The organism is Limibacillus halophilus, from assembly GCF_014191775.1.
GTDB lineage: Bacteria > Pseudomonadota > Alphaproteobacteria > Kiloniellales > CECT-8803 > Limibacillus > Limibacillus halophilus.
Genome location: NZ_JACHXA010000005.1, coordinates 259,543 through 271,683, shown reverse-complemented (window position 1 = coordinate 271,683; position 12,141 = coordinate 259,543). Strand labels below are relative to the sequence as shown.

Genomic DNA, 12,141 nt, shown 5'->3' with positions numbered 1-12,141 from the left:
TCGCCGTTGGCCGAAATCGTGCCAACCTGCGAAACCTCGTCCGCGCTCTTGATCTTCTTCGAGCGCTTCTGCAGGTCTGCAACAACCGCCGCAACCGCCGTGTCGACGCCGCGCTTCAGGTCCATCGGGTTCATGCCCGCAGCAACCGCCTTGGCACCTTCGCGAACAATAGCCTGGGCCAGAACCGTCGCCGTGGTCGTACCGTCGCCGGCAACGTCATTGGTCTTGCTGGCGACTTCGCGCACCATCTGCGCGCCCATGTTCTCGAACTTGTCGGAGAGTTCGATTTCCTTGGCAACCGAAACGCCGTCCTTGGTGGTCCGCGGCGCACCGAAGGACTTGTCCAGCACGACATTGCGGCCCTTGGGACCCAAGGTAACTTTAACAGCGTCTGCCAGGGTATCGACGCCGCGCAGCATCCGCTCGCGCGCGTCCTGACCGAATTTTACTTCTTTAGCCATAGATCGCAAACTCCCTTGCGTTATTTGGCATTAATTACAGATAGTTGATCGTCGTTTTTAAAGCAATAATCTAGGCCACAATGCCCATGATATCGGACTCACGCATGATCAAGACGTCCTTACCATCGACCTTGACCTCGGTGCCCGACCACTTGCCATAAAGCACGACATCGCCGGATTTCACGTCGAGTGGGCAGAGTTTGCCACTATCGTCGCGTGATCCCGGACCCACTGCGAGGACTTTACCCTGCATCGGCTTTTCCTTGGCGGTATCGGGAATGATGATCCCACCCGCGGTTTTCTCTTCAGACTCGAGCGGTGCTACGACCACGCGATCATGAAGCGGCCTGAATTTCATGGCTCTTCTCTCCATCGCTTCGCGGTTAACAGAATAGGGTGAAACGACCGACTTTATCGATCGATTAGCACTCATGCCAGCAGAGTGCTAAGGGTGTTTAACGAACCCCAGATAGACTGTCAACGCTTTAGCCCTGCTTCGATTGCCGGACTCAGGCGTCTGAACGTTTGCGAGGGAATTTTCGATCAAACCGCGCAATATCCGCAGCGGCCAACCTAACCTCCAAATGGGCCGCGGCATCATCATCTTCACGCGCTATAATTTCGCCGTGGCTATAAAGCCATGCCAAGGCTTTGCCATCATTCAGGGGAACGTCTCGTTGGATTGTATCGCGACCCAAGGCAAGATGATCCTCTATCGCCTGCAAAAGCAACTCGGCACCCTGCCCGGTCAGCGCTGAACAGGCGATCGCCCTTCCATCCCTGTCCGCTTGGTTTAAGACAATGTTAGCCTGCTCGGCTGGAAGAAGATCAATTTTGTTCAGCACTTCAATCACGCTGCCGTCGAGCCTTTCTTCGAGCCCTAGATCACGCAGGACATCCAGGACTTCGGATCGCTGCAGTTCACTGTCCGGATCCGCAATATCGCGCACATGGACAATCAAATCCGCTTCGACCACCTCTTCGAGCGTTGCTCGAAAGGCAGCGACGAGATCTGTTGGCAGGTCGGAAATGAACCCGACGGTGTCGGAAAGGATCACCTCCCGTCCCCCGGGCAACTTCAGGCGCCGCAGAGTTGGGTCAAGCGTTGCAAACAGCAAATCTTTCGCGAAAACCTTGCTGTCGGTGAGACGATTGAACAACGTGGACTTTCCGGCATTTGTATAGCCAACAAGCGCAACCACGGGGCTGGGCACGGCTTTGCGCGCTTTGCGGTGCAGTCCCCTTGTTCGGCGCACTTGCTCAAGCTGTCTTTTAAGTTTTGTAATCCGCTCGGTGATCAATCGTCGATCTATTTCAATCTGGCTTTCGCCAGGACCGCCGATGAATCCCAGGCCGCCACGCTGACGCTCCAAATGCGTCCAGGAACGCACTAACCGCGATCTTTGGTAGGTCAAGGCAGCCAGTTCAACCTGAAGCTGACCTTCCCTGGATTGGGCTCGCTCACCAAAAATCTCGAGAATCAAACCGGTGCGATCTATAACCTTACAATTCCAGGCTCGCTCCAGATTACGTTGCTGTACGGGCGTGAGCTGCGCATCCACGAATGCAACTTCAATCTCCAAATCTGCAATCAGCTCGCAAAGGCGCGCAACCAAGCCACCACCCAGCAAGGTTGCGGGCACCACTTTGGAAAGCGAAACCGCTTCCTGGTACGCCACTTTCAGAAAAATTGCCTGAACCAAACCGACGGCCTCCGCCAGTCGGCGCTCCGGATCGCGTGCTACCTTGCCAGCTTGCTGCTGCGCGGCGCGGCGGTATTGTGGGAAAATGACGAGAGCGCGGCCACTGCCGGCGCCTCGCCAGCCCTGACCACGCTCCGATCCATCATGTCCTTGCGCCAGATTAAGCCTCCTCGTCTTCCTTGCCACCGTCGAAGAGCTGTATCGGCGCCGCCGGCATTACCGTCGAAATTGCATGCTTGTAGACAAGCTGTGCGTGGGCGTCGCGCTTCAACAACACAGAGAAATTATCGAACCAGGATACAATGCCTTGCAACTTCACGCCGTTCACCAAGAACACGGTGACAGGCACCTTGTTCTTACGGATATGATTGAGGAAAACGTCCTGGACGTTCTGGGATTTTTCAGCGGCCATTTTTTGGCCCCTCCTTATTTTTGGCTCGTGGTTATAGGGGTCACTCGCTTCTTGTTTGGAATCGCCGCTGCTTCACCGTCCTCGCTGAAAGCCCGGCGAAACGTCGATCCCTCGTGTTTTCTAACACGGAAGTTGCGATTTAAAAAAGCCATGCTGAGCAAGCAAAGTATGCAATTCTGAAAAATTCTTAACATGGAGGTCCGGCGGGCATTCGGCAAACTCCCGCGCAATTGGCGGCGTTTCGCGCAACAATACAGACGTACACCCGGCATTCTTGGCGCAAACCACATCGACGTCGGTGTCACCGACAAACCAAACCGACCTTCCGGCTTCTACGCCACTTACCGAAAGAGCCATGAATACAGGCGCATGTGATGGTTTGTCACACTCAGCGTCTCCGGCACCAATCAAGGCGCTGAAAAAGCCTGTCCAACCAAGCTGTGCGGCTTCATCTCGCAAAGTCGTTCCAGTCTTGTTACTGACCACCGACAGAGGGCCGCAGCCCTCGTTTGCTGCTTTCTCCAAAAAGGCCTGACTACCTTCCAAACCCTTGAGTTTGCCAATGCTTATCTCTCGGTAATGCTGGATATAGGTCGCGATTGCCTGCTCGGCACGGTCCCCGAAAAGTTCGGGAAAGGTTTCTCTCGCCGAACGGCGCACATGCTGCCGTGTTTCCTCAAAACTCCAGGGTTGGAGGCCAAACTCCCGGAACGTGGGTTCCAGAGCCGCATGAAGCAGCGCCCAGGTATCGATCAGTGTATTGTCCCAATCGAAAATCAACGCTATCGGCGGCTGAATTTCCACCACTTTTCTAGAGAAGGGCTGCACGGTGAAATCCTAGAAAAACTCAAGCCTGACCGAGAACAGTTTCTCGACCTTTTTTACAGCTTCAGCACTGGCAAACAGGACAACGCGATCATGCGCTTTGATGACCGTATCACCGCGGGGGATAATCACTTCCGGCGGGCGCACGATTGCACCGATCAAAACGCCTTCGGGAAGTCGAGCTTCCCGCAGGGGAATGCCTACTAACCCGGAAGTTTCAAGCGCCTCTGCCTCAATGACTTCACCAAAACCGTCCGCCAAGCTATGAACTGACCGGATGCGGCCGCGGCGGACATGCTGAAGAATTGTCGACACGGTAATGGCCCGCGGGCTAACGATAGCATCAATCCCTAGTGAACCGACTAAGGCTCCATAAGAAGTCTTGTTGACCAGTGTAACGGCCCGCTGACAACCAAACTGCTTTGCCAAAAGCGAGCAGAGAATATTGACCTCGTCATCGTTCGATACCGCGATCAAGGTCTCCGTTGCCTTTACATTTGCTTCCTCAAGGATATCCGAGTCCAAGGCGTCGCCGTGAATAACAACCGTGCTTTCCAGGGTTCGAGCCACGAACTCTGCGCGACCCTTATCAACCTCTATGAGCTTCAGATTCACGTGCGGATGTTTTTCCTCGAAGCTCTGCGCCAAATTGAGCCCAATGTTTCCGCCGCCGACGATGATTACCCGCCTGGCTGCTCGTTCCTCGTGCCCAAAGGAGGCCATCGCGCGCTGCAGATGATCGCTATCGGCAATGAAATAAACGTCATCGCCCTCTCTCAGTTCATCTTCGGGGCGCGGAACAAAACCTTTTCCCCCTCTTTGAACGCCAACGATCACAATATGCAAATCCGGGAACAAATCAGTTAGCTGTCGCAATGGGGTATTTAGGATCGGTGTTTCTTTTGAACAGCGGACGCCGATCAGCGTGACCTTCCCATCCGCCAGCGCGATCGCGTCGAAGGCGCCGGTGATCTGGAGGCGTCTTTCAATACCGCGGGCGACCTCCAGCTCCGGCGAGATGATATGGTCGATCGGCATGTGGTCACTACTGAACAAATCCGACCACATGGGCTCGAGATAACTTTGGTTCCTGACGCGGGCAATCTTCGTCGGTACTTCGAAGATCGAGTGGCAAATCTGACAGGCCACCATATTGACCTCGTCGGCGTAGGTAACCGCGATCACGAGGTCGGCATCGCGCGCGCCTGCGCGCTCAAGCACCTCGGGATAGGAGGCGAATCCCACAAGACCCTTTACATCCAGGTTGTCGCTAATCTTCTGGACAAGGTCCGGGTCGCGATCGACGACCGTGATATCGGCCCCCTCGCTTGCAAGGTAACGCGCAATATTGAAGCCAACCTGTCCGGCTCCGCAGATGATTACCTTCATGGACTATTGCCCTTGTTGCACCGACATCTCAATGGCGATCGGCTGAAGATGAAATGCCAAGGCTTCGTAGTTTTCTGTGGAGTGCTGACCGCTCCATCCCCACAAAAGCCGCCGTCCGTGAAATGTTACCGCCGAACCGAATTACTTGCGCCTCGAGATACTGCCGCTCGAACATCTCACGCGCGTCGCGCAGCGGCAATGACATCAACTCCGAGGCCCCTTCACTCCGCAGAATCACGGGAGTAATCGCACCGATCTCCACTGGCAACATATCAGCCGTGATCACGGCCTCGTCACCATCTCCTCCCATGATCAGCATCCATTCCACAGCGTTACGTAACTGACGCACATTCCCCGGCCAGTCGTATGACTGGAGAGCTGCAAGCGCATCTTCACTAAAGACCCTTTTCGCAACACCTGCCGCCTCTGCGGAGCGTTGCATGAAGTGTTGGGCCAACATAGGAATATCCTCGCGCCTCTCACGCAAGGGCGGAACCTTCATCGGGACGACATTCAAACGATAATAGAGATCTTCGCGAAATGTTCCCTCCTCGATACGCTTTGCCAGATCGCGATTTGTCGAGGCTATGACGCGGACATCAACTTCGACCCGCCGATCGCCCCCGAGACGCTGAAAAGTTTGTTCCTGCAAGACGCGAACGATCTTGCCTTGAGTTTCCAGCGGCATATCCGCGACTTCATCCAACAACAAGGTGCCGCCGTGGGCGCGTTCTAAAGTGCCAGCCTTGGCAGTGCGGCCAGCCTCTCCGTCACCTTCAATTCCAAACAGCTCTTCTTCCAGTCGGTCGGGATGCATCGAGGCACAATTAACAACAACGAAAGACGCATCGGCCCGGCGAGACTGTAAGTGCAAACAACGAGCGACAACTTCTTTTCCGGTGCCGGCTTGGCCGGTGATCAAGACTCGGCTGCCCGTCGGTGCCACCTTTTTGATCGTCTGACGAAGGTTGTTGATACTTATCGTCTTTCCGATCAACTTTTCCTCTGGCCCGGCGCGCATCTTTAATTCGCGGTTTTCCCTGCGAAGACGCGATGCCTCCAATGTGCGCGTCAAGATCAGCAAAAGCCTATCGCTATCGAAAGGCTTCTCGATGAAATCGTAAGCCCCCATCTTTATGGCCTTAACCGCAGTCTCGATAGTGCCATGACCGCTGATCATGATGATAGGCAGGTCTGGGTCGTGTTGACGTATCCATTTCAAGATTCCCAAACCATCCAAGGGAGAATTGTTGAGCCATATATCCAAGATGACGAGGCTTGGCCGGCGTGCTTGAATCGCAGCAATTGCGGCATCACTGTTTGCCGCATCCCGCGTTTGATACCCCTCGTCCTCAAGGGTTCCCGCAATAAGCATCCGGATGTCGGATTCGTCGTCAACGATCAGAATTTCTGTGGCCATGGTTACTTTTTTAGTTTCCTTCGTCCTGAGAAGTGACACCTGAGCGATCTTCTTTTGTGAAGACGAGCCGCACCATTGCCCCCCCTTCCGGGATGTCCTCCAGCCCCAAATGACCTTGATGATCTTCCATTATTTTTTTGACAATCGCCAGTCCTAGGCCGGTCCCTTTTTCCCGGGTCGTAACGTAAGGCTCTGTAAGTCTGTGCTTTTCTAACGGCGGCAAACCCTTTCCGTTGTCGCTAAACAGCACCTCAATCTGGTCGCCTTGCAGCGAGACCTGGATGCGAATCCGCCCTTGAGGTCCGTCCTCCCCCCGGCCTTCAATTGCCTCTGCGCCATTTTGCAGAATGTTTGTAAAGGCACGTCCTATCTGTTTGCGGTCACAGTGAAGTTCTACCGGTGCTTTAGGAAAATCCTTTTCGTAGATTATACCAGTGTTGCTTTGTTCCTGCAGAACCAAAGCCTCTTTAAGCACGGAAACCAGGTCCTCATTCTTAAACACCGGTTGCGGCATGCGGGCAAACGACGTGAACTCATTTACCATTTCGCCGATGTCAGACACATGACGCCGGATAGTGTCTATGCACACCTCAAAAGTGTGTGGGTCGCTTTTTATTTCCTTGAGATATCGCCGCTTCAAGCGCTCTGCAGATAATTGAATCGGTGTAAGAGGGTTTTTGATCTCGTGCGCAATGCGGCGCGCGACATCCGCCCAAGCTGCCTTTCGCTGTGCGGAAACCAACTCCGTGATATCGTCAAATGTGATTACAAAGCCCAGCAGAAATCCTTCTTTTTGAAACTCTGCCGTCACGCGGATCAAGAGGCTCCGTGCATGACCATCGGTATCGATAACCTGTATCTGGCTTTCCGCCGGCCGCCGTAGCCGCTTTCGCGACAGTTGAATCAGCTCTGCAGCTTCGGGCAAAACATCACTTAGCGGCCTGCCCTCAAGTTCATCGGCGCTTTGCCCCAGAAAATCCGTAGCAAAGCGGTTTGCCAGCGTGATACGGCCCATTTCATCCAAGCCGATAATCCCCGCCGTGACGCCCGCAAGAACCGCTTCTATGAATCCTTTCCGGTGTTCAAGTTCAGCGTTGGCTTGCAACAAAGCGTTCTGCTGGCTTCCCAGTTGGCTCGTCATGCGGTTGAAAGCGCGCGACAGATGCGCAAGTTCGTCTGTGTCTTCGCCTTCAACCACCCGGGCTTGGAGATCGCCAGCACTCACTTTCTCCGCAGCACCGATCAGGTTTCTGATCGGCTCGCTCAATCGGTTGGCAAACGCCATGCCCACCCAAAACGAACAGAGCAGAAGAAGTGTCGCGACCAACAAGAAGACAACCGCGAATGTCACTTGAAGGCCTGACCGTTGTCCTTCCAGTTCGGTATAGAGTTGGTAGGCGCCTCTCGTTCTATCCATGTGGCCGATGACCCGGGGGTCGATCAATCGGCCGATAACCAAGAAAGCATCGGCGAAGCTCTCGAGCTTAACGATGGCCCGTACACGTCCTTCCGACTCGCTCGAATAGACCACGACTTCGCTAGCGCGTGCGCGATCCAAGTACCGCTGTGGCACGGTTGGTGGGATCGACAAACCCAAGACAAGGTCAGAACGGGCGAATATGTTCCCGCCACTATCGATAACCGTTGCATCACTTAACGCACGGATCGCAGCCTGCTGCTTCACGAATGATTGAAGGCGTTGCGGGCTGTAAAGCAGCGCAGTTCCGGCTCGTCCCATGTCCTGTGCCATCGCGACCGCATCGCCAGCAATAGTTTGACTGTGCTCGTCCATGTAGGCTTCGGCAACCTCGAGCGAGTTCCGGATCGCTGTAGAGACTTGATCGCTAAACCAAGCGCGAAGCCCATACTCGAACACGATTGCCGAGAATGCCGCGACCACCACGGCCGGTAACGCCGCAACAAGGCCAAACAGTCCCACCATCCGCGCATGTATTCTTGCGCCTGCGAGCCCCTTCCGCCGCTCTAACCAGATATAGACCAAGCGTCGGCCCACAAGGACCAATAGGCTTAGCAGGAACACCATATCCAGGATCAAAAGCGCCGTTAACGTCCGGTCATCGACCTCCACCAAAGCGTTGCCGGTCGTAATCAGAAAAGTGGAGACGCCACTTACCACCGATGCAAAAACCAAAAGGAAAACAAGCTTCCGCTCGAGTCCTATTCGCCGAGCCCAACGGCTCCAACGCCAAATCAAAGTCTCTTTTGGTGAGCCGAGGAATTCATCGGGCAATTTTCTATTGCTTTCGACGACAGCTGCCTTGGCCTCGATGCTTTCTGGCATGCTTTTCTCTATTTGCGCCGACGTGGTGTTAAACGGCTCGCCGGCCGCGTTCGAATGCCCCCGGAGGGGTACTTTAAACTACGGACAACTTGAATGTCCAAATCGCGTATTTTTTTCCGCAAGGTATTGCGGTTTAGCCCCAACAATTGCGCCGCGCGAATCTGATTGCCTTTAGTCGCAGCAAGCGAAAGCTCAATCAGCGGTCTTTCAACTTCTTGCAAAACGCGCTCGTAAAGGCCGGAAGCCGGCAAAGAACCTTCATGCGCCTCGAAGTACTGCCTAAGGTGCCGTTCCGTCGCATCGGAAAGAGATTCCTCGCGGAGTTCCGACATACTCGCCGGATCTTTTTGCTCGGCCTGCTCGGTTAATTCCTGAGCAATAATATCGAGGTCTATGATCTCTTGAGTATAGAGTGCCGCCAATCGGCGCGTCAGATTCTCCAGCTCACGCACATTGCCCGGCCAGGGATAATTCTTGAGGTAAGCCATTCCGGCAGGATCAGGTGATTTGAGCGGCAATCCTTCCCTGTGGGCCAGATTGAAGAAATGTCTTACCAGTTCGGGAATATCCTCACTTCGTTCACGCAGAGGCGGAATACGGATTGGCACGACATTCAAGCGATAATAGAGGTCCTCCCGAAACTGACCGGCACGCACCATCTGACGTAAATCACGGTGTGTTGCCGCGATAATACGAACATCTGCTTTGATCGGCTGGCGCCCGCCGACCGTGGTGTATTCGCCTTCCTGCAAGACCCGCAGCAAACGCGTCTGCGCATCCAGTGGCATATCGCCAATCTCATCAAGAAACAGTGTCCCCGCTTTTGCTTGTTCAAAACGGCCTGCTGATCTTTGAGTCGCGCCCGTAAAAGCGCCCTTCTCGTGCCCAAAAAGCTCGCTTTCTATCAATTCCCTCGGAATCGCGGCCATGTTAAGGGCAATGAACGGGCCTTCCTTGCGTTTTCCATAATCATGCAGCGCCCGGGCGACCAGTTCCTTGCCTGTGCCAGACTCACCAAAAATCATGACGGTGAGATCGGTGCCCATAAGCCGCGCCAACACACGGTAGATCTCTTGCATCGCCGGCGAACGGCCGATCAATGGCAAGCGTTCCTCGTCGCCGTCGCCAAGCTTTGCGAGAGATGCATCATCACCGGGACTTGCTAACGCCCGCCGCACCGTTTCGACAAGTGTCTGAAGATCGAAGGGTTTGGGCAGATACTCGAACGCGCCCCGCTCGGTGGCTTTAACCGCTGTCAGTAATGTGTTTTGTGCGCTCATTACGATAACCCGCAAATCCGGGCGCGCTTTACGGATTCGGGGTACCAAATCCAACCCATTCTCATCCGGCATCACGACATCGGTGATAACCAAATCTCCGTCGCCACCACTCACCCATTGCCAGAGCGCAAGTCCGCTGCCAGTGGCGCGCACATCATAGCCCTGTCGGCTCAGCGCTTGCGAAAGCACGGTGCGAATCGCCTTATCATCGTCGGCGAGAAGGATGGTGGCGCCGGTCATGACCGTTTGTTCCGCATGAGGGCAAGAGGAAGCATAATTCTGAACTCCGTGCGCCCCGGTTCGCTGTCGAACTCAATGACCCCACCATGGGAATCGACAACTTTCGCCACTAAGGCCAGACCTAGGCCCTTACCGCTTGTTTTCGTCGTAACAAAAGGATCAAACAAGCGCAGTTGAATATCTTCCGGTATCCCGCCTCCGTTGTCCCTAACACTCACCATCAACGGCAGGTCTACACGGTCTCCGCCACCACGTACCGCCAATCGAACACCCTGCAAGAATCTGGTTCCAATATGTATCTCCCCCCCTTGATCCGGCACCGCCTCCGCCGCGTTTTTGACGAGGTTCAAGAGCGCTTGAATCAAAAGGTCACGGTTCCCGAGCACTGGCGGCAAGGACGGATCATAGATCTCGAAGAACCTGACATTACGGCCAAAACCACTCTGTGCGATGCGTCGAACATGTTCCAGCACCTCATGGATGTTGACTGAACCACGCTCGATCGGTCTGTCATCTGAAAAGCTTTCCATATGACCAACCAACGAAACAATGCGGTCAGCTTCCTCGCAGATAAGATTTGTCAGTTCCCGGTCTCCAGGATTCTCGACTACGCCCTCGAGCAGTTGAGCCGCTCCCTTAATGCCGGAAAGCGGATTCTTGATCTCGTGAGCCAGCATTGCACCCATCGCGCTGACCGAACGCGCTGCGTTGCGATGGCTTAGTTGATGGTCGATCTTGCGGGCAATGGAGCGCTCTTGAATCGAAACAACCACCTGACCCGGCGTTTCTGCAATTGCAGACGCGTCGATAGAAACAAAATGCGATCCTATTCTTTGCGTCTCAATTGTCAGTCCATACTCCGAGACCGAAGAATGCGACGAGCGCGCCTGCATGATCAGCGAGAAAACTGTGGAGTCTTCCTGTAGAAAATCGCCTAACGGACGATCTATTAGCGTGGCGCTGCTGGATCTGAAGAACTGCTCGCAAGCTAGATTTACATACAAAAACCGATCCTGCGCATCCAACACGAACACCGGTTCCGGCAGAGCGTTCAAAACAGCGGCAATATCCAACGGCACTGAATCCATGGCATCTGAGGCAATAGCGGCCGCCATAAAGTTACTTCTCCGAAAACGATTTACAGAGCACCTAATTTCAGCAGTTGGGCAGCTGTGCCCAAATTTTGTGCTGTTGTACCGCAAGCGCCCGTCAAGACAAAGCTTTTGCTTTTTAGGATGCCAGCAAAACGTCCGTTACGAACTTCACGCCAGGATAACTGAGGGTCAGCAGCAGATATGCACCAAGGGCCAATCGCGCCGCCCTTTGACCGCGTAAACCGCTTCTGGTTTGAACAAGGAGTAAAAGCCCAATCAACGCAAAAGCCGCCAGCGATAGCAGGGTCTTATGGTCTAGTTCGATCAGAGGCTGATTGTGCATCAAGCGAATGGCAATGCCAGTCACGATACCAACTCCCAAAACCGTTTCGGCGATCTTGAGAAATCCGACCTGAAAGGCCTCGCCTTCAGCCAGTGCCGGAAGCCGCCTGGTTAGCCGCGTTGGTCGCTTGGACTTGAGTGCCGCCTGTTGCAGCAAAACGGCGACACCTGCTACAGCGGCGAGCGTGGTCGCCGCGTAGGTCAACAACGAAAGTAGAACATGCAGCAGAAATAGGCCGTCAAAAGCGCCTTGTAGTCGGTGCGCCTGCGCCGTGCCGCTCCACACGGTTGCCAGCAAGCCCAATAAAAAGAGATAAGGCATTAGCAACGGCGACAGGTCCAAAAGCCCACTCCATCGGAAACTAAGCAACAGCAATACCGTGAGCGTGACCGACAATGACAACCAAAGTGCAACGCTAAACCCGGCAGGCCACCCAGCCGTTGCCAGCAAGGGTCCAAGAAAGCCGAGAAGGCTCCCCACAGCCGCTACAAGCACCAGCAAGCGCTGTCGGCCCTCAAACTCACGGCGCCCAGGACTTCCAGCCACAAGCAAAGCAGGAAGAAGGGATATCAGGGCAACGAGACTGAACAAAATCGGCTGTGGCATGAGGACTATATAATGCTCTCTTGGCGCTGGTGACAGAGAACTTTAGTCTGCACCACACATTGGTAA

The 12,141-nt window shown here is 54.5% G+C and carries 11 protein-coding genes; all 11 read right to left on the bottom strand.

All coding sequences use genetic code 11. The annotated features are described in order from the left end of the window. A partial coding sequence (locus FHR98_RS11045; protein ID WP_281369946.1) for a TCP-1/cpn60 chaperonin family protein occupies window positions 1-461 on the bottom strand: 461 nt, incomplete at its 3' end. A gap of 70 nt (window positions 462-531) precedes the next feature. After that, on the bottom strand, window positions 532-819 hold the full coding sequence (locus FHR98_RS11040; RefSeq protein ID WP_183416739.1) for a co-chaperone GroES: 288 nt from the start codon (window positions 817-819) through the stop codon (window positions 532-534). A gap of 151 nt (window positions 820-970) precedes the next feature. Beyond that, the gene (gene hflX, locus FHR98_RS11035) at window positions 971-2,251 is read right to left on the bottom strand and encodes a GTPase HflX (protein WP_183416760.1); all 1,281 of its coding nucleotides are present in this window, start codon (window positions 2,249-2,251) and stop codon (window positions 971-973) included. Window positions 2,252-2,324: 73 nt separating this feature from the next. Continuing rightward, window positions 2,325-2,576, bottom strand: a complete 252-nt coding sequence (gene hfq, locus FHR98_RS11030) for an RNA chaperone Hfq (RefSeq protein ID WP_183416738.1) — start codon at window positions 2,574-2,576, stop codon at window positions 2,325-2,327. Between the two features lie 120 nt (window positions 2,577-2,696). Continuing rightward, entirely contained in the window at window positions 2,697-3,404 is a 708-nt protein-coding gene (locus FHR98_RS11025; protein ID WP_183416737.1) for an HAD family hydrolase, read from the bottom strand. Window positions 3,405-3,413: 9 nt separating this feature from the next. Continuing rightward, a complete protein-coding gene (trkA, locus tag FHR98_RS11020; protein WP_183416736.1) occupies window positions 3,414-4,790 on the bottom strand; it encodes a Trk system potassium transporter TrkA in 1,377 nt (458 codons plus the stop codon). A gap of 28 nt (window positions 4,791-4,818) precedes the next feature. Then, window positions 4,819-6,210 (bottom strand): nitrogen assimilation response regulator NtrX, encoded by a 1,392-nt coding sequence (gene ntrX / locus FHR98_RS11015; RefSeq protein WP_183416735.1) that lies wholly within the window; start codon window positions 6,208-6,210, stop codon window positions 4,819-4,821. A 10-nt stretch (window positions 6,211-6,220) separates the two neighbouring features. Beyond that, on the bottom strand, window positions 6,221-8,512 hold the full coding sequence (locus FHR98_RS11010; protein WP_183416734.1) for a sensor histidine kinase NtrY-like: 2,292 nt from the start codon (window positions 8,510-8,512) through the stop codon (window positions 6,221-6,223). Window positions 8,513-8,520: 8 nt separating this feature from the next. Beyond that, window positions 8,521-10,032 carry a nitrogen regulation protein NR(I) gene (gene ntrC, locus FHR98_RS11005; RefSeq protein WP_183416733.1) on the bottom strand — a complete coding sequence of 504 codons (1,512 nt, stop codon included), beginning with the start codon at window positions 10,030-10,032 and terminating at the stop codon, window positions 8,521-8,523. Continuing rightward, a complete protein-coding gene (locus FHR98_RS11000; protein ID WP_246377716.1) occupies window positions 10,029-11,234 on the bottom strand; it encodes a two-component system sensor histidine kinase NtrB in 1,206 nt (401 codons plus the stop codon). The genes ntrC and FHR98_RS11000 overlap by 4 nt, the downstream gene beginning before the upstream one ends. A gap of 28 nt (window positions 11,235-11,262) precedes the next feature. After that, window positions 11,263-12,075 (bottom strand): cytochrome c biogenesis protein CcsA, encoded by an 813-nt coding sequence (gene ccsA, locus FHR98_RS10995; protein WP_183416732.1) that lies wholly within the window; start codon window positions 12,073-12,075, stop codon window positions 11,263-11,265. Window positions 12,076-12,141: the final 66 nt, after the last annotated feature.